Below are 18,485 nucleotides of genomic sequence, written 5' to 3' on the forward strand. Positions count from 1 at the left end.
GAATACTATTTAACAGCATCCTTGAGCGCCTTACCAGGTTTGAAAGCTGGTACCTTGCTTGCTGGAATTTGAATTTCTTGACCTGTTTGTGGGTTACGGCCCTTACGAGCGGCACGTTGACGTACTTCAAAGTTACCGAAACCAATCAATTGAACTTTGTCACCTTTTGCTAAACTAGCTTGGATTGATTCAAATACTGCATCCACAGCTGCTGTAGCATCTTTTTTAGTCAAGCCGGTTGCTGAAGCAACGTTGCTTACTAATTCTGCTTTATTTGCCATGAGTGTATTCACCTCCCTTAAAGAATAGGTATGTAAAACATTACAATCTGGATTCAACGGAATCAGAGTTGTTAAAATGAAGCGTTTTTCGCATCATTTCTTGTTCAAAGATAGCATAAGAATCCCGTCATTGCAATGTTTTTATCCAATTTTCATGGTTAAACAACTGTTTTTTCCAATTCTTTGTGAAATTGATTAAAAAAACGTTACTTTCTGCTTCGTTTGATGATTCTGATAGGGGTTCCCATGAAATCAAAATTATCACGAATTTGATTTTCCAAGAATCTAACATACGAGAAATGCATTAAATCCGGATTATTCACAAACACGACAAATGTTGGTGGCCCGGAAACAACCTGAGTTGCATAATAAATTCGAAGTCGTTTACCATTGACCGTCGGGGTTGGATGAATGGCAACGGCATCCATAATCACATCATTAAGAGCGGAAGACTGGACCCGCTTTTCGTGATTGTCGTAGACTCGTTTAATTAATTCCGGTAGCTTTTCAATTCGTTGTTTAGTTACAGCTGAAACAAAGATAATAGGCGAATATGCCATATACTGAAATTCGTTACGAATTAATGTTTCAAAGTCCTGCTGAGTATGGTTTGTCTTTTTTAATGTATCCCACTTGTTAACAACAGTGATAATTGCTTTCCCTGCTTCATGGGCATACCCCGCCACTTTTTTGTCCTGTTCGCGAATGCCTTCCTCAGCGTTCATTACAAAGAGGATGACGTCGCTTTGATCGATTGCCTTCATGGCTCGCATAACTGAATAGCGTTCAGTATTTTCGTAGACCTTACCGCGTTTTCGAATTCCAGCAGTGTCAACCATTGTAAATTTGATGCCATCAGACTCAAAGCGAGTATCAATTGCATCCCGTGTGGTTCCTGCAATATCCGAAACAATGACCCGGTCTTCGCCAAGAATTGCGTTAACAAGTGAAGACTTACCAACGTTGGGACGGCCAATAATGCTAAAACGAATATCATCGTTGGGCGCCTTTTCATCGGTTTTAGGGAATTTTTCAACAACTTTATCAAGTAGGTCCCCTAGGCCTAGTCCATGAACGCCGGAAATAGGCATTGGATCACCAAAACCAAGTGAATAAAAGTCATAGATGTCTTCTCGGCTTTCAGGATTATCAACTTTATTGACTGCTAAAACAACCGGTTTATCGCTTCGATATAAAATTTTAGTGACTTGTTCGTCGTCATCAGTAACCCCCTCTTTCCCACTAACGATGAAAACAATCACGTCTGCTTCGTCAATGGCAATTTCGGCTTGGTTTTTAATCTGAGTACTGAATGGGGCATCACTAATCTGAATTCCCCCTGTATCAATCATGGCAAATTTTGTTGACAGCCATTCGCCATGTGAATAGATTCGATCCCGAGTAACGCCAGGTGTATCTTCAACAATCGATATTCGATCACCGGCAATTCTATTAAAGATTGTTGACTTACCAACATTGGGACGACCAATAAATGCAACAGTAGGCAGTGCCATTTAAATCCCTCCTTTTATTAAGTTTCAAGCAAATAAATTAAGACCATTTAGTTAAAAAAATCAAGCAATTTTGCTTCATCCTTTGAATTAGAATGATGACCCATTAAAAAAAGAAGCTGAGGCAAAATTACTTTTGTCCCGGCCTCTTAATCTTATTAGTTTACTTCTTGTCAGGATTCTTTAATTCATCACCGACAATATCACCTAAAGTAAATCCAGTTTCTTCCTCAGGTGCGTTATTATTTGAAGCATGGTTATTACGTGATGGACGATGTTCAGAACGCTTAGCAGGTTGTTGTTCGTCCTTAGGTGCATCCGTCAATGCCTTAATCGATAATGCCAAACGTTTTCTGTCTGGATCAACATCTAAGACTTTCACCTTAATCACTTGACCAACCTTTAGGACATCACCAGGCGTTGCAATGTGCTCGTGAGAAATTTGTGAAATGTGAACTAAACCTTCGACACCAGGGAATACTTCCACAAAGGCACCGAAATCAACTAAACGCTTAACAGTTCCTTCAAGTGTACTGCCGGCTGGTGCTTTTTCTTCGATACCATCCCAAGGTTCAGGAAGAGTTTGTTTAATTGAAAGTGAAATTCGGTTACGATCAAAATCAACTGATAATACCTTAACCTTAACCTTTTGGCCAACTTTCAATACATCAGATGGTTTGTCAACTCGCTCGTAAGCAATTTGAGAAACATGAACTAGTCCGTCCATACCACCAAGGTCAACAAAGGCACCAAAACTAGTTAGACGAGCAACTGTCCCTTCAACCACATCACCTTCGTGAAGAGTTTCCATGAGTTTTTCACGCTCTTCAGCTTTTTCAGCTTGAACAATTGCCTTGTGAGAAAGAATTAATCGGTTTTCAACTGGATCAATTTCGATAACTTTTAACTCAAGTTCCTGACCTTTAAACTGATTAAGATCGTCAACATAGTGATCAGAAATCATTGAAGCAGGAATAAAGCCACGAACACCCGCGTCAACAACCAATCCACCTTTAACGGCTTGGCTAACTTTGGCAGTAATCGTTTCGTCATTCTTAGACTTTTCAGCTAATTCATCCCATACTTTGCGGGCTTCTAATCGACGTGATGAAAGTAAGAAGCTTCCACCCTCTTTGTCGCTACCAATTCTTGAGGTAACAACTAATTTAAGCTTGTCGCCTTGCTTGATATCATCAACGTTTTGTGAAGATGCGAGTTCACGTTGTGGAACAACTCCTTCAACACCGGATCCTTCAATTCCAACAATTAATTGTTGGTTATCATCTTTAGCAAGAACTTCACCAGTGACAACGTCACCAACTTTTACTTCGTTAACGCTGTTTAAAGCGTTAAGTAAATCATTTTTATCATTATTTGCATTTTCACTCATCAAACAATTCCTCCTTGAAACAACTCTAATCATAATTTTATCTTAAATTCACTGATATTACCAGTTAATTGATCAATTAGTTGTTAATTAAGCTTATTTTTTACAACTTTTGCAATTTCAGACACGACTTCTTCAATTGAAAGCGATGTTGTATCAATTTCAATTGCATCTTTAGCTTTCGTCAAAGGAGAAATTTTTCGATGGGAGTCTTTATAATCTCTTGCTTCGATTTCGAGTTGTAATTCATCCAGGGGTGTGTTGATTCCCTTTTGAATATTTTCTTTATACCGCCTTTGAGCTCGTTCTTCAACACTTGCGACTAGGAAAATTTTAACTTCAGCATCCGGCAATACCGTGCTACCGATATCTCGACCATCCATTACAATGCCACCATTGAGTGCGATTTGTTTTTGTTGATCACTGAGTTCTTTTCGAACGTCTGCAATTGCTGCCACTGCCGATACAGAATTAGTGACGTCTTCCTGCCGAATTTCTTGAGTAATTTCATCACCGTCAATAAAAACCCTTTGCCCGTCATTGCTGGGAGCAAAAGTAATTTTTGATGATTTTACAATTTTTGAGATCTCATCAACATTATCCAATGAAACCCCCGCTTGGAGCGCTTTTAGTGTAATTGCACGATACATGGCGCCCGTATCGCAATAAACATAGTTAAATTGTTTGGCGACTAATTTAGCTACCGTGCTTTTACCAGCCGAAGCCGGTCCGTCGATTGCTACTTGTAATCCATTTTTTCGCATGCTTACATTCCTAACCTGAAATTATTTTTGGGCTGAAGAGGGACAACCATTGTCTTTACCCAATCCTCTATTTTTGATTGTGAACACAATTAAGTTAAACCCAGCCGACAGTAAATGAATGTTAAAAGTTATCTTTGGGTTAATTTAACCTTGAACTGTTTCCACATTGTGCGTTGTTTAATCGTTTATCTAATGCGCAATTTTTCACCGGGATGGATTTGTGAAGATGACGTCAAGCCATTCATTTCCATTAATTGATCCATTGTTAGACCATGATTAACAGCCACCCGATAAATTCCCTGACCTGCGCCCACCGTTGCATATTGATGAGTTGCCGAGTTACTATGACCTGACATTGTCGAAGCTGTCGATTGATCAGCTGCCTGTTTGGAAGTCGTTGTTGGTTGAGACTGTGAGTCTGTCCGATGGATGGTAGAATGATTCCTTGATTGATTGGTTTTAACTGACGCCGACCGGTCATCGGTAGCCTGCTTTTTTAAGTGGTTTGATCTTGTTACAGAAGAAGCTTGCTTGGTGTGCTTACTGAAACCCTTACTATCTGAATTGGATTTTTTTTTTGAACTTATTTGGCTGGTAACCCGAACTGAAGAATCAGCCTGCTGGGAACCGCCTTTGCCCATTGCGCTTTGCTTAGCAATACCGTATATCAAGGCAACTAAGGCAATCATAATAATTAATGCGACTAGTGTAATGGTAACTAAATTGTGATTATGGCTTTGTTGTCGGAGCTTAACCCGTGATAAGTTGCCATTTTCATCACGGTCGCCAGAAAAAGTTTGGTTCCACGGTTCGTCTTCCTCTGTTTTTTTATGTTCACTGTTTGTATTCATACTAAGCCCCCCTCCTCACTACAAATATTGACAAATCAATTCTAGCATTAATTGCAAGTCATTTTCTTTAATTTTTTAATAAAAATAATCGATCCAAAATGGTTCGCCAATTTGAGCGACTTTTCAAATTTGTGATCGGCGTTTTTTTTAGATACTGATCGTTAAAAGTTTCCCAAGATCGCCAAAAATCATAATGATGGTCACAACAATATTTTGGATTCAGAGTTGGGCTTATTTGTTCGTTAAAATGGGACAAAATTGATGCGCGACGGCAACCTGTTGCTTCAACATAGGCCAACATTTCGTTTAACTCAGTTAATCGATGTTGTTGTATCAGACGGAATGTTTTCTGAATTTTTTCAAATGAATAATGCTGATCATAGTAGTATTTGATTACTTTAAATGCGTCATTACCAGTGAGCTTGTCTGGATGCTGATAAAGGTATTGCAACAACCCTTCTTCTGGAAAATTATTTTCAATGAGATGAGTTTGTAGATAATGGTCGTTTGGCTCGTATAGCAGAATGGCTAAACTAGGTTGTTGATCACGACCACAGCGGCCAATTTCCTGGACATAATTTTGAATACTGCTTGGTAGATGATAGTGAATAACAAAACGGATATTATCCTTATCGATCCCCATCCCAAAGGCACTTGTTGCACAAATCACATCAATCTCATCATTCATAAATTGCTGTTGAATACGAAATCGGGGCTGACTATCCATTCCGCCATGATAGGCCATTACCCGTTTGCCAGTTTGGCGGTTCAATGTTAATGCGGTTTGCTCAGCTTGGCTTTTGCTTGAAAAGTAGATGATCCCTGCGCCATTTAACTTGGAAACCAATGACTGCAATAATTGATTCTTAGATTTTTGATTCTCACACATCTTGGCACTTAAAAAAATATTCGGTCGATCAACGGGGAGAACCACTTTTTGAACATCTTGGCTGGCAAAACCCAACTTAGAAAGGATATCCTTTTGAATCTGTTGAGTTGCAGTAGCCGTCATCATCAAGGTCAATGGGCGGTTGAGCTGCTCACGGATCTGGCCCAACCGCAAATAATCCGGCCGGAAGTCTGGTCCCCATTCGGAAATACAATGGGCCTCATCAATTACAAAAAGGCCAACAGATAGTTGCCGAAAATAAGCAATTACCTTAGGATTACTCAGCATTTCCGGAGAAACATAGATAAATTGATAGTCTTGCAAATGAGTAAGAATTGCCCAGCGCTGCTTAAAATCAAGGGTTGAGGTTAGTGCAACAACGTGTTTTGATCCTAAGTATTGCAGTCTGCTAACCTGGTCCTGCATTAGGGAAATTAGTGGGGAAACGATAACAACTCGTTGGTGGGATATTGCACCATAAAGTTGATATAATAATGTTTTCCCACCTCCTGTTGGCAAAACGGCTAAGGTATGGTGGCGAGCAATTAAATTTTGAATGACTTGCTCTTGACCAGGACGAAACTGTCTAAATCCGAAATATTTATAAAGTTCATCAAGTAGATTTACCATTTACCTGTTTCCTCCTAAGAATTTGGTAAAGCCGAAATTCAAAAAATTGCAGTTGCGGTATTTTGTTAACTGCATCACGATATGACCATTCACCGAGTAACGCTGGTTGATTGAACTCTAACTTATCCATAATCTGCGGATTAATCAATCGTTGGAACGGAAATTGACTGATTGGTAAAAAAATAGCGGCTTCAATTAAATGCTCATACACGGTTGTTATTTTGATCCGTCGTTTGCTGGCAATAATTGCTGTTGATTCTTCTGGATGATGAATGAATAAATCATAGGTCTGCCGACTACTATTAGAAATAATTGGTCGCCTTAAATTGGTTGTGAGTGCCGTCAACGGTTCATTTACTTTTTTCTTAAAAATTTCTAGTAAGAGACAACTATACAACTGCCGCCAACAAATTTGAATAACTAAAGGACTAACCTGTTGCTGGTTGCTAATTTGTTCTTCTGTTTTCCCGGAAAAATGATGGCCGCTTAAACTTTCAACTAAAATGGTTGCTAAATCATCACGATTTACCCAATTCAGAAAATCTGTTAGCAGTTGATGAAAAAGTTCTGGTAATTGTTGCCCTTTATTTTGGATAAACCATTTTTTTATTAACTGATCCTCAAAAAAACTGATCGATTGTGGATAGTATTTTCGATTACTGTAGCTATATTCAGAGACAATTTGGGTCGCAAATACAAATCGCTGTAAGAATCGGCTGACATCATATTGAGAAGCAATTTTTAGATATTTTAGTGGTAGTAACTTACTTAGGATTTGTTGGCGCTTCATCATACCACTGGTCGTTAATTTGACGCGCATCTGATCATCTAATAGAAGCAATTTTTGTTGCTGAAGCCGATGTAATGTGTGATCAATATCATCAAAATTAATACCATGGAGTGAATCAACATAGTCCAATAAATTGTATTCAAGCGCCCAATAGAGATTTGAGACCGTTCGTCGACCAATTAGGATGTTTTTGATTGCTTTGGCTCTGCGAAATTGTTGATCATCACAGAATATAAAAAACAAATCTGCTGAATTCATATTCTCTCCCCTAAAAAAGAAGCTGAGTCAAAACGATTTGTTTTGGTCAGCTTCTGTGTTTTAACCACACTTATTATATACGATCTTAAGGTCATATTCTTACGAAACAATTTGATGATTCATTTTACTTTAATTTTAACCGTGGTAAGAAACTACCTTTGATACCATAAAAGATGCCGCCTACAACAATCCCTTTAATTAAGTTAAACGGGATAACACCGTAAGTAATCAGTAATGCGAGGGGCATGTTCAGCTTTAATCCAATAACTTTCATGTACAACGGGATAACGGCAGCCCAATTAGATAATGACATTATAACGGTTAACCCAATTGTCATTGTTGCAATAACTAGTAGTGCCTTTTTTATTCCCTTTGTGAATGAAAAGAGTCGCTCGCCCCAGTGGAAGGTCCAAACCAATGTGATTGATGACAGTAACGCTGAACTAGTACCAATCAAATCAGGAATTGATGCGCCGCCAATTGTCAGCCAATGAAGTAATGACCGTAATGCGGCAATAATCATGCCACCAACTGGGCCAAAAATAACAGTCCCAATTAGAATTGGAATGTCACTGAGATCAATTTTCATATATGGCACAATCGGGATGATCGGCACGGCGATGAACATTAAAACATAGGAGCACCCTGCCAACACCGACATTTCGACTAATTGAGACGTTAATAATTGCTTGTGATTACTACTTTTTTCCATTGAAAAAACCTCTCCCCAATGGTCGATCTTCAAAAAAGGTCCTGACATAGAACAATGTCAGGACATCATAGCGTAGTAAAAAGAATTAATCTTCTACATACCAGACTTTACTGTCGGTACTGGAATTTCACCAGTTCAACGTGATAAATCACGGTCGCGGACTTTACCGCCGGTCGGGAATTGCACCCTGCCCTGAAGATAAACCAATTTATTTAGATTCAACTTAAATATATCAGATATTTTTGCAATGTCAACGCTTTACCTTTTCTGATAATTCTTTTAGTTCTTCAACTTCATGCGGTTTAAGCCGACGATATTCACCAGGTTGAAGACCTCTTAATGTTAAAAAGCCATAAGTTTCACGACTCAGCTTCTCAACGGGATGAGCAATGCTTTCAAACATTTTTTTAACCTGATGATTACGCCCTTCATGAATTGTCAATGAAACAATGGAGCTTTCACGATTTGTTCGAATAAGATTGGTTTTGGCTTTTGAAGTCTTACGACCATCCACCATCACACCGGTCCTAAGCCGCTTTAAATCATCGTTGGTGACAATTCCTTTGACCTTAGCCACGTATGTTTTTTCAACCTCGTACTTTGGATGAGTCAATTGATTATCCAAGTCACCATCATTTGTTAGGATGAGTAGTCCAGATGTATCGTAATCCAGCCGCCCCACTGGATAAATTCGTTCAGGAACTTCTTCTAAAATATCGACAACTGTTTTTCGATGCTTGTCATCTGTTACGGCAGTGATCACGCCGCGTGGTTTATACAGTAAATAATAAACAGGCGGTTCCTTAGCGATTGGGACTTCATCAACTTTTACTTCATCCGTTGAGCTAACTTTCGTTCCCAATTCTTTAACTACCTGACCATTTACCTTAACATGACCAGCTGCAATTAACTTTTCAGCTTTTCGCCTTGATGCAACTCCCGCGTGGGCAATCACTTTTTGTAATCTGTCACTCATGAATCCACCTCCATTTTTCCCTGATCAATTTCTTTGTTGAATCTCGTTAATAGTGCATCACTGGTATTATCATCAAGTTTTTCATCTTTAGGTAATTCTGGCAGGTCCTTTAATGATTTAAGACCAAAATAATCAAGGCCAAAATTAGTAATCCCATACTGTTTGGGGTTACCCACCTCCTGTTTAACGCCAGTTATTTCAAGTAAATCTTGATTAACCAATCGGTGTAAAATTGCTGAACTGTTAACACCACGGATGTCGTCAATTTCAACACGAGTAATTGGCTGATTATACATGACAATCGCAATCGTTTCCAAGGCAGCTTGCGAAAGAACTCGTGGTTTGGCATCGTTAACGTAGTCGGCAACTAACTCCGACAAATCGTCTTTTGTGCCAATCCGATAAGTGTCGTTGCTGTTTAAAATACTTAAGCCACAATCAGAATCCCTTTTAAATGCGTCAGCGATTTTGGCGATGAGTTGTCGACATGCAGCCGCCTCTAAAGCAGTTCGTTGGGAAAGCTGTTTTAGCGTAATGCCCTGATCGCCAGATGCATATAAAAGTGATTCAATTTTAGCTAAATTACTTAGCATGGTATGCTGGCCCCCTTCCAATCCTGATAGTTGACTTCATATCCCTTTGATCGAGTGTCACTTCATTATATTTTGCCATTTCAAGAATTGCCAAAAAGTCAGTAACAATTTCCTCGGGTTCATTGGCATCTTTGACAATGGTTGTAAATGAAAGTTTAGCTTGATGATAATTGAGAAGCTTGCGGATTTCTTCAGTCTGACTTTTAATCGTATAGGTCCATTCATGAATCGTGGTTGTCAACGGTCGATGATAATGAAATCGTTTCAGAGCATCCACATAGCTTGCCATCACATCGCCCGGATTGAATGGCGATGGGGTAATTAGTTGTTCCTTAGAGGCTGCAACCGATAGCTCAGGTCTCGTAAAGCTTAATCGTCGACTAGCTTCCAGAGGTTTTAGTTTAGAGGCAACCAACTTGTAGCGTTTGTAATTGAGTAACTGACTAACCAGTTCTTGCCTTGGGTCGTCAGGCGGGTCGTCAGGATCATCATCGGCTATGACGGGTAACAACATTTTTGACTTAATGACCATTAGTTTGGCGGCCATCACAAAATAGTTGCCAACAATATCAAGATTAAGCTGTTGGGCATCATAAATGTAAGCCATGTACTGTTCTGTGATTTTAGATATCTGGATATCATAAATGTCCATTTTAGATTCTTGAATGAGGTGTAATAATACTTCCAGAGGCCCATCAAAGTCATCTAAATGGAGTTCAGGTTGTTTTAATTCAGACATGTTTTTTTGATTGCTCCCATTTCATCCAAATTGATTTAATATCGAATCCGGTAATGATTTCATAACTTGGATAAAGCGATTGTAGTTCGTCGAACAATTGATTGAAATTGGCTTGGTTATGACTTTGAGGTGTGACAACTAATTGATGAATTAAAAGTTGTTTCTCTTGGAGTTCAATTCCAACTAAACCTGACCAGTTGTTTGAATGGTCTTTCCATAAATAAATCATGCGGTTATCACTGTTTGCATACCAAGCCATTTCCTGAGTAACCAAGTCCATGTTTTGCAATTCAGAAACCAGGGAAAATAATCCCATCGTTATTTTTTCGTAGTCTTTACGGTATTGATATAGCATTTAATTACCTCGATTAGATGCGCCGGGATGATACTTATTGTAAACTTCGGTTAAATGTTGATGTGAAATATGGGTGTAGATTTGGGTTGTCGAAATATCGGCGTGACCAAGCAACTCTTGAACAATTCGTAGGTCCGCGCCATTTTCCAACAAATGAGTTGCAAACGAATGGCGTAATGTGTGTGGTGTAACGTGTCGCTTAATTCCGGCAAGACTAACATATTTTTTTATCATCTGCCAAATTGCCTGCCTCGTGAGTTGTCGACCATGAGCATTTAAGAAAACATAGTCGGTATTTGTTTTGTGATGAAGCAGTCTCACTCGAGTGGTAGTCAGATATTGGTTAAGCCAATCAATTGCGACATCACTGATTGGGATGATCCGCTCACGATCCCCCTTACCAATTGTTTGTAATAAGTTCATTGGTAGGTGTAAATCATTGAGCTTCAGGTTAACCAATTCACTAACCCGCAATCCTGTGGCATATAACGTTTCTAAAATGGCTCGGTCCCTAACTCCCAGCTTAGTCGTCACGTTTGGCGTTGACAATAGTTTGGTGACTTCATTAACCGTCAATACATCAGGGAGCCCATATGCTTTTTTGGGAGAATCTACTTTGATCATTGGGTCAGTTTTAATAATCCCAAATTGCATGAGGTATTGAAAAAATTTACGCAGGCTGGAAACGGTCCGAATGATTGTATTACGTGCTTTGTGTTGATTTTGGAGAAATTCCAAGTAATTTAAAATCAAAAATTGATCAACCTGAGTCAGACTGGATTCTGATTTTTCGAAGTAAGTGGTTGCTTCAACAAGATCTTGGCGGTAACTTTTGATCGTATTTTCGGAAAGTCCTCGTTCAACACGTAAATAATGTAAATAGTTTTCGACTTCATTTAACATTTAGCCGCCTACTTTTTTAATGCAATATGCCCTGATTCCTGAACGATTAGTTGTTCTTTTAATAGGTGTCCAAGCGCTCGCTTAAAGGCCCCCTTGCTAATTCCAAAGTAATCTTTGATTGAATCCGGTGTGCTCTTGTCACTGAACTCGAGTTGTTTATCGTCGGTGTGTTCAAGGGCAGCTAGAATCATTTTCGCATCTTCACCAATTTCCTGGTACGCTCGTGGCCGAGTTGAAATATTGATTGTCCCATCGCGTAGCATACCAATAACCCGACCTTCGACTTCTTCTCCTAGTCGTGGCTCAATTAAACGTTCATCGGGATGGAGAAAAGCCAGGTGATAATTTTCAGTTAGTAAACGGGTGCCCGCCATTTTGAGGCGATAAACCCGCGCTTTTAAATTCTTATTTTTAATATCACCGGTAATTGGTCGGGCAATTGCCATAAATATTTCTTCATCGGCTAAATGTCCCCAGATCCGGTTTTTCTTATCGACAACCAGGCTAATCAATAATTTGTCGCCAGCTTGAGGCCAGAGTGCTCGTAATGTTGGCAACTCATCAATGGAAACCACGACATCTTTATTTGGCAGTCCAATATCGACAAATACACCCAGGCCAAATTTTTCTTTTACAACGGTTGCAAAACCATAATGATCTCTGCGGATTGCTGGAATATTACGTGTGATTTGCATTTTATGCTGTTCGTTTTCATAAGTAAACCCTGTAAAGTCGGCACCCAGCTGAAGCGGTTTTTCTATTTCAGACTTATCTAATTCAAAAGTTTCGCCACTGACCTGGACAAAATAACGTTTATCATTTTCGTCGATTATTTTGCCAGTTACAATTTGTGCAATAATGTTATTCATATTTTTTCTCCGTTCTGAAACATCATGGTTTCATTTTACACGCTTTCTGGACAAAATTCGAGTTTTGACAGATTGGCGGCTTACAGCTTCAGTTATTAAAAAGTCGAATTTTCATTAATAACTCATGTTGATTATTAGGAAAGTCGAAAAAATAATTGCGTCTTATCTTTGTTGTATCAACTCTCTCACAACATAAAAACGAGACTGAAACAAAATAAATTTTGTTCCAACCTCGTTCAAGTAACCGTTATTTAAATGTGATAACTAAATTCATTATCAGCTGTTAATTGTTAAATTGAGCTTGATGCGCCATGGTAAATCACACCACGATGTGAATCAACAGTGATTAATTCACCGTCGGAAATCTTGGTTGTTGCATTTTGAGCGCCAACAACAACAGGAATTCCCATTGAAATACCAACGACAGCAGCATGTGAAGTCAAACCGCCATTTTCAACAACAACGGCACTTGCCTTTTCAATTGCTGGTAAGTATTCCTTGTCAGTTGACTTAGTAACCAAAATACTACCTTCAGTTACCTTGCTCTTAGCATCAGCAGCATTTTTAGCAACAACTGCCTTACCAATAACAGTCTTATCACCAACACCTTGGCCTTGAACCAACTTTGAACCAATTAATTGAATTCGCATCAAGTTAGTTGTGCCGCTTTCACCAACTGGAACGCCGGCGGTTACGATAATTAAATCGCCTTCCTTAGCCAAGCCGGTTTCAAGGGCTTTCTTAGCAGCTAATTCGAAGATTTCGTCACTGCTCTTAACTTCATCAACCAAAATTGGATGAACACCCCAGTTAACCATCAAACCGCGACGAGTACGTTCGTCAAAGGTTAAAGCAAGGATATCAGCATCTGGATGATACTTAGAAATCATTCGAGCTGTGTAGCCTGAACGAGTAGCGGCAACAATTGTGTGAATGCCTAATTCTTTAGCAACCCGGGCAACTGAATCACCAATTGATTCTGTTACATCGCTAGCATCAAAAGTTGGACGTGGTGTTCCAAATTCACTGAAGGCATTTTCAGCCTTAACGTCAATTCGAGCCATTGTTTGAACTGACTGAACTGGGTATTCACCATTAGCACTTTCGCCTGAAAGCATGGTTGCATCAGTACCATCAAAGACAGCGTTGGCAACATCAGAAGCTTCGGCACGAGTCGGACGTGGGTTTTCTTGCATTGAATCAAGCATTTGAGTAGCGGTGATAACCGGTTTACCTAATTGATTGCATCGCTTGATCAAAGTCTTTTGAACCAACGGAACATTTTCAGCTGGAATTTCAACACCCATGTCACCACGAGCAACCATTAAACCATCAGCAACCTTGATAATGTCTTCAAAGTTATTGATACCTTCTTGTGATTCGATCTTAGGGAAGATTTGAACATGGTCCATGTGCTTTTCTTCAAGTAAGGCACGAATATCCAAAACATCTTGGGGTTTACGAACGAATGATGCAGAAATGAAGTCGATATCATGATCCAAACCAAAACGAATATCATCAGAATCCTTCTTGGTGATACCAGGCAAATTGATTGAAACACCAGGTGCGTTAACACCCTTCCGTGAACCAAGTGTGCTATCATTTTGAACCTTGACAACTAATTCTTTATTGGCATCGTCTTTTTTCTCAACAACAGTGTCCAACAAACCATCGTCAAAAAGAACATGGCCGCCGACATGAACATCATCATAAAGTCCAGGATAAGTTACGGCAATTTTATCCTTGGTACCTTCAAGACTGGCATCCATTGAAATTCGGAATTGGTCACCGGTATGAAATTCAATTTTACCCTCTTTTTCAACAGTTGTTCGAATTTCTGCCCCTTTGGTATCAAGCATAATTCCAACAGTCTTACCAGTCTTCTTTTCAGCTTCGTGAACCTTGTTTAAACGATCCAAATGTTCTGGATGGTCACCATGTGAAAAGTTAAATCGGAAAACATTAGCACCAGCTTCAATTAATTTAGTAATTGTTTCGACATCGGTACTAGCTGGTCCCAATGTACTTACGATCTTAGTTTTCTTCATAAGTAAAATCTCTCCTTCGGTTTTTGGGCACGCCAATTTCTTAACTACAAAGATGTAATTAGATGGTTGACTTCCCTTTAGAGTTCAACCGTATTTTATCACTTTTTTCAGGCCATGTCGCCCAAATTTTGGCTGATAATGTGCAATTGATTGTCTGGTGTAAATGCAAAAGTTAGGTGTGCCGTAAATGAAAGCCTTTACCAAGTTAAAAAGATCGATCAAAAAAATTACTTATAAACAACATTATTTTCACCAAAGATTGTGATTAATTTGCTTTTCATTTGATTTCCCTCACGAAGCCATAAATGACGATCGAGTTTCCAAGTTTTTTTAGTAGCTGCTTCATAAACAATTACTGGAATTGAACCGTGTGATTCATCGCTTAATTGGTCTAGTTTGTGAAAGATTTGGTTCCGATCATGACCATCGTCAATTCTGAGGTACCACGTTGTCGGTTTTTCGGAAGATCTCAATACATTATCAGCAGGCTGAATTCGATTAGCAACCAATTGAATTGCGGTTGTTTTCTCAACCTTGCCACTGATCAATAAAACCATGTCTTTATGAAGCCAAGACTGACTGTTGGAAAACAGGTTAGGAAAAACCGTTACCGATAATTCGCCAACTTGATCATTACCATCGAGAAATGCCATTTGTTTACCCGTTTTTGTTCGAATGATTTTAACTTTTGTAATATACAGAAAAATAGATACATTGACCATCCCAACTACCAAGTCGGCGGTTGTCTTTGCTTTTAATTGTTTGGCTAAGGATGAAAATCGTTCGGTAGGGTGGCCGGAAAGATACGCGCCTAAGTAATCATTCTCCTTTTCCAATCGTTGCATCAATGGTAATTCGGGCATCCTTGGCATTTTAGGTTCCAACGCCTTGAATAACGATAACGAATGACCACTCAATTCAACTGAGCTAATGAATTCGGGAGCAGCAGCAATTAATTCGGATCGGTTAAATTTAAAGCCATCAAGAGCACCTGAATAAATTAAAGCGTCAATCAACTCGGTCTTGCGATACTTACTATCCAGTCGGTTCAAAAAATCGGGAAATGTTTTATAAGCCCCGTTGGTTTGACGTTCCTGAATTAAATCAACCACCATATCATGCCGGACACTTTTAATTGAACCAAGGCCAAACATAATCTGATCATTTTGATAAGAAAAAGCAGCCGCACTCTTATTGATATCCGGTCCTAAAATTTTGACGCCCATTGCTTTTGCGTCGATTAAATATTCCTTAATTTTTACAGGACTATTTTGAACTGAATTCAATAACGCAACGTGAAATTCGCCGGGATAGTATGTTTTAAGATAGGCCAACTCGTATGCCATTTTGCTATAAGCAACCGCATGTGATTTGTTAAAGCCATAATTGGCAAATCGTTCGATATAATCGAATACCTGATGACTAATTTTGTCGGAATAGCCGCGCTTTTTAGCCCCTGCCAAAAATTTGGCCTTCATTTGGTCCATCACTTTGAGTTTCTTTTTACTCATTGCCCGTCGCAAAATATCAGCTTGACCAAGTGAAAAACCGGCCATTTCGGAAGCAACCAGCATGACTTGCTCTTGATAAACAATCACACCATACGTTGGTTTAAGAATTGTCGCTAAGGATTCGTCTGGAAATTGAAGCTTTTCGTGGCCATTTTTTCGTTTAATCACTTCATCAATATTCTGCATCGGTCCAGGTCGATAAAGCGCGTTAACCAATGCAACGTCATCGAATTGTTCGGGATGTAGCCGTCTTAGAACACTTCGAATACCATTTGATTCGAATTGAAAAATACCGGTCGTTTCGCCTTGGGAAAATAGTGTCAGTGTCTTTTTATCTGCAAGTGATACTTGAGAGATATTCAGTGTTTGACCAGTTGATTTTTTTATTTCGGCTAAAGCGTCAGCCAAAATGGAGAGGTTTCGCAATCCCAAAAAGTCAATCTTTAACAGACCAACGGATTCAACATAATCTTTGGAATACTGGGTCATGAGCAACCCCTCATTACCATCCTGAAGAGGCGCCAAATTTACCAATGCACGATCACTTAAAATTAATCCCGCGGCATGTGTTGAATAATGACGAGGAAGACCTTCAAGCGCAATTGCGGTTTGATATAACGCCTGATTAAGTGGACTATCTGCGATCAAATTTTTCAGCTTCTGGGAATTATGATACGCATCTCTTAAGGTAACGTGAAATGCACTCGGGATTGCCTTACTCCATTGATCCTGTTGGGTTGGATTTAAGCCAAAGACTCTCCCGACATCACGAATTGATTGTTTTGCCGCCAAAGTTCCGAAAGTAATGATTTGAGCAACTCGGGCATGCCCATATTTTTTATGAACGTATTGGATTACCTCATCACGCTTATTATCCGGAATGTCCAAATCAATATCCGGCATCTGAATTCGTTCTGGATTTAAAAATCGTTCAAACAATAGATTATATTTAATTGGATCAACATCCGTGATAAATAAAACGTAAGCAACCAGTGAACCGGCTGCTGAACCTCGACCCGGTCCAGTGATAATATCTGCTTGATGAGCAAAATTAATCACATCCCAGACAATTAAGAAATAATCATCGAAACCCATTGAATGAATGACCGATAATTCACGGTTTAGTCGCTCGAGATATGGTTGCGGATTGTTGATTTGGTTAGTTGACAGCCGCTGCTTTAAACCGCGATTGCACAACTGTCGGAGATAAGCCCCGGAATCAATGTGGTTTGGGGTATCAAATTGTGGCAGCTTGGGTTGTTGCTTTTGAATTTGGACGTCAACCTGCCGGATTAACGTATCCACTTGCTTCAGGGCGTCATTAAGATGAATTTGTTGATATTCATGTTCAATTTGTTCTCGTGGTCGCAGCCAATATGGACCGACCTGTTTACTTAGCTGAGTAATGTCTGTCATCTTAGTGGCATCACCAATTGCCTTTAATACCTGCATTGGAAAATAATCAGTGGCATTGAGATATTGAACCGGTGCGTCAGCAATTAAATCAACCTGATTATCAGCAGCTAGTTTACTACACATATCAACGAGATTATCCGAAGCATGGTAATCGACTCCGATTTTGAGAGCATCTAAATCCAATTTAGTGTCTTTTAAGTGCCCAATCAAGCCAGAAATTTCAGCTGTCCGTCCCTGTAACATCAAGTCATTTAGCTCTGCAATCGGTGGCAAAATGACAAATAAGTGAGATAAGTAATCATTGATATCAGATAATTTAAGGTCTTGCTTGGTCATTCTTAATGTCGAAATCTGCATTAAGTTTTGATAGCCCTGTTGATCCTTGGCAATTAAGACAATTGGATAATCTTTTTCACTAATTACAATTCCGGGGAGTTGCAACGTTAATCCAATAATTGGTTTGATCGCTGCTTTGACGCAGGCATCGTAAAATTCAACGGCACCATACATGACGTTAATGTCAGTCAGCGCCAACGCTTGATAACCGCGCTTTTTTGCTTCAGCGACCAACAGTTCAATTCGAATTGGACTTTGTAATAAACTGTAAGAACTTATCACTTGAAGTGGTACGTAGCCCACAAAAATCCCCTCTTTCCTACCAAAATTATACTCTAAATTATTGTTCAAAATCATGTTTGCCGATTAGTTTCTTGGAATACAAAAAGTGGTCAAAGGCAAACTAAATTTGTCTTCAACCACTCTTGTAAAAAAATGAGATCTAATTACTCTTACTCTTTGAATATGAACCTTTGCTTACCAAGTAAATACCGTTAACGGCAATAAAAGCCACAATTGCAGCCGTAATGCCCACGGGTGTTCCGTTAAACGTAGTGTTTTCAAGGGCTGAACCGATATAATCGATGATTTCACCGAAGACAAATGCCCATAAAACAACTACGATATTTGCAGTAACATATTTCATCAAACAGCCACCTCACAATC

The 18,485-nt window shown here is 39.3% G+C and carries 17 protein-coding genes and 1 riboswitch; all 17 genes read right to left on the reverse strand.

From position 1 onward, the window contains the following. Positions 1-5 precede the first annotated feature (5 nt). Positions 6-293 carry an HU family DNA-binding protein gene (locus FC85_RS11510; protein WP_225427539.1) on the reverse strand — a complete coding sequence of 96 codons (288 nt, stop codon included), beginning with the start codon at positions 291-293 and terminating at the stop codon, positions 6-8. Positions 294-487: 194 nt separating this feature from the next. Then, positions 488-1,795 carry a ribosome biogenesis GTPase Der gene (gene der / locus FC85_RS11515; protein WP_057865689.1) on the reverse strand — a complete coding sequence of 436 codons (1,308 nt, stop codon included), beginning with the start codon at positions 1,793-1,795 and terminating at the stop codon, positions 488-490. Positions 1,796-1,955: 160 nt separating this feature from the next. Then, a complete protein-coding gene (rpsA, locus tag FC85_RS11520; protein ID WP_057865690.1) occupies positions 1,956-3,182 on the reverse strand; it encodes a 30S ribosomal protein S1 in 1,227 nt (408 codons plus the stop codon). An 83-nt stretch (positions 3,183-3,265) separates the two neighbouring features. Continuing rightward, entirely contained in the window at positions 3,266-3,943 is a 678-nt protein-coding gene (cmk, locus tag FC85_RS11525) for a (d)CMP kinase (RefSeq protein WP_057865691.1), read from the reverse strand. 185 nt (positions 3,944-4,128) lie between these two features. Further along, positions 4,129-4,794: a LysM peptidoglycan-binding domain-containing protein gene (locus FC85_RS11530; RefSeq protein WP_057865692.1), complete on the reverse strand. Its 666-nt coding sequence runs from the start codon at positions 4,792-4,794 to the stop codon at positions 4,129-4,131. A 67-nt stretch (positions 4,795-4,861) separates the two neighbouring features. Then, a complete protein-coding gene (locus tag FC85_RS11535; RefSeq protein WP_057865693.1) occupies positions 4,862-6,313 on the reverse strand; it encodes a RecQ family ATP-dependent DNA helicase in 1,452 nt (483 codons plus the stop codon). After that, positions 6,297-7,361: a YpbB family protein gene (locus FC85_RS11540; RefSeq protein ID WP_057865694.1), complete on the reverse strand. Its 1,065-nt coding sequence runs from the start codon at positions 7,359-7,361 to the stop codon at positions 6,297-6,299. The genes FC85_RS11535 and FC85_RS11540 overlap by 17 nt, the downstream gene beginning before the upstream one ends. A 124-nt stretch (positions 7,362-7,485) precedes the next feature. Continuing rightward, positions 7,486-8,073: an ECF transporter S component gene (locus tag FC85_RS11545; RefSeq protein ID WP_057865695.1), complete on the reverse strand. Its 588-nt coding sequence runs from the start codon at positions 8,071-8,073 to the stop codon at positions 7,486-7,488. 84 nt (positions 8,074-8,157) lie between these two features. After that, positions 8,158-8,277, reverse strand: a riboswitch (FMN riboswitch). A 46-nt stretch (positions 8,278-8,323) separates the two neighbouring features. Next, positions 8,324-9,049 carry a pseudouridine synthase gene (locus tag FC85_RS11550; protein ID WP_057865696.1) on the reverse strand — a complete coding sequence of 242 codons (726 nt, stop codon included), beginning with the start codon at positions 9,047-9,049 and terminating at the stop codon, positions 8,324-8,326. Then, positions 9,046-9,642, reverse strand: coding sequence for an SMC-Scp complex subunit ScpB (scpB, locus tag FC85_RS11555; RefSeq protein ID WP_057865697.1), 597 nt, complete (start codon positions 9,640-9,642; stop codon positions 9,046-9,048). The genes FC85_RS11550 and scpB overlap by 4 nt, the downstream gene beginning before the upstream one ends. Next, complete coding sequence (locus FC85_RS11560; protein ID WP_057865698.1) at positions 9,632-10,381, reverse strand: segregation and condensation protein A; 750 nt, start codon at positions 10,379-10,381, stop codon at positions 9,632-9,634. Before FC85_RS11560 ends, scpB begins: the two co-directional genes overlap by 11 nt. After that, the gene (locus FC85_RS11565; RefSeq protein WP_057865699.1) at positions 10,374-10,736 is read right to left on the reverse strand and encodes a hypothetical protein; all 363 of its coding nucleotides are present in this window, start codon (positions 10,734-10,736) and stop codon (positions 10,374-10,376) included. Before FC85_RS11565 ends, FC85_RS11560 begins: the two co-directional genes overlap by 8 nt. Next, positions 10,737-11,639, reverse strand: coding sequence for a site-specific tyrosine recombinase XerD (gene xerD / locus FC85_RS11570; RefSeq protein ID WP_057865700.1), 903 nt, complete (start codon positions 11,637-11,639; stop codon positions 10,737-10,739). Between the two features lie 8 nt (positions 11,640-11,647). After that, on the reverse strand, positions 11,648-12,508 hold the full coding sequence (locus FC85_RS11575; RefSeq protein WP_057865701.1) for a CvfB family protein: 861 nt from the start codon (positions 12,506-12,508) through the stop codon (positions 11,648-11,650). Between the two features lie 290 nt (positions 12,509-12,798). After that, complete coding sequence (gene pyk, locus FC85_RS11580) at positions 12,799-14,556, reverse strand: pyruvate kinase (protein ID WP_057865702.1); 1,758 nt, start codon at positions 14,554-14,556, stop codon at positions 12,799-12,801. Between the two features lie 227 nt (positions 14,557-14,783). Continuing rightward, positions 14,784-18,122, reverse strand: a complete 3,339-nt coding sequence (dnaE, locus tag FC85_RS11585; RefSeq protein WP_057865703.1) for a DNA polymerase III subunit alpha — start codon at positions 18,120-18,122, stop codon at positions 14,784-14,786. A gap of 139 nt (positions 18,123-18,261) precedes the next feature. After that, entirely contained in the window at positions 18,262-18,465 is a 204-nt protein-coding gene (locus FC85_RS11590) for a DUF2929 family protein (protein WP_057865704.1), read from the reverse strand. Positions 18,466-18,485 lie beyond the last annotated feature (20 nt).

It is taken from the genome of Lentilactobacillus diolivorans DSM 14421, assembly GCF_001434255.1.
GTDB lineage: Bacteria > Bacillota > Bacilli > Lactobacillales > Lactobacillaceae > Lentilactobacillus > Lentilactobacillus diolivorans.

Bases quoted from the DNA above. Each gene is read 5' to 3' on its own strand.
- FC85_RS11575 (WP_057865701.1), bottom strand. From the start codon at position 12,508: ATGAATAACATTATTGCACAAATTGTAACTGGCAAAATAATCGACGAA.
- FC85_RS11530 (WP_057865692.1), bottom strand. From the start codon at position 4,794: ATGAATACAAACAGTGAACATAAAAAAACAGAGGAAGACGAACCGTGG.
- FC85_RS11545 (WP_057865695.1), bottom strand. From the start codon at position 8,073: ATGGAAAAAAGTAGTAATCACAAGCAATTATTAACGTCTCAATTAGTC.
- pyk (WP_057865702.1), bottom strand. From the start codon at position 14,556: ATGAAGAAAACTAAGATCGTAAGTACATTGGGACCAGCTAGTACCGAT.
- FC85_RS11535 (WP_057865693.1), bottom strand. From the start codon at position 6,313: ATGGTAAATCTACTTGATGAACTTTATAAATATTTCGGATTTAGACAG.
- cmk (WP_057865691.1), bottom strand. From the start codon at position 3,943: ATGCGAAAAAATGGATTACAAGTAGCAATCGACGGACCGGCTTCGGCT.
- FC85_RS11565 (WP_057865699.1), bottom strand. From the start codon at position 10,736: ATGCTATATCAATACCGTAAAGACTACGAAAAAATAACGATGGGATTA.
- der (WP_057865689.1), bottom strand. From the start codon at position 1,795: ATGGCACTGCCTACTGTTGCATTTATTGGTCGTCCCAATGTTGGTAAG.
- scpB (WP_057865697.1), bottom strand. From the start codon at position 9,642: ATGCTAAGTAATTTAGCTAAAATTGAATCACTTTTATATGCATCTGGC.
- FC85_RS11560 (WP_057865698.1), bottom strand. From the start codon at position 10,381: ATGTCTGAATTAAAACAACCTGAACTCCATTTAGATGACTTTGATGGG.
- FC85_RS11540 (WP_057865694.1), bottom strand. From the start codon at position 7,361: ATGAATTCAGCAGATTTGTTTTTTATATTCTGTGATGATCAACAATTT.
- rpsA (WP_057865690.1), bottom strand. From the start codon at position 3,182: ATGAGTGAAAATGCAAATAATGATAAAAATGATTTACTTAACGCTTTA.
- FC85_RS11590 (WP_057865704.1), bottom strand. From the start codon at position 18,465: ATGAAATATGTTACTGCAAATATCGTAGTTGTTTTATGGGCATTTGTC.
- FC85_RS11550 (WP_057865696.1), bottom strand. From the start codon at position 9,049: ATGAGTGACAGATTACAAAAAGTGATTGCCCACGCGGGAGTTGCATCA.
- xerD (WP_057865700.1), bottom strand. From the start codon at position 11,639: ATGTTAAATGAAGTCGAAAACTATTTACATTATTTACGTGTTGAACGA.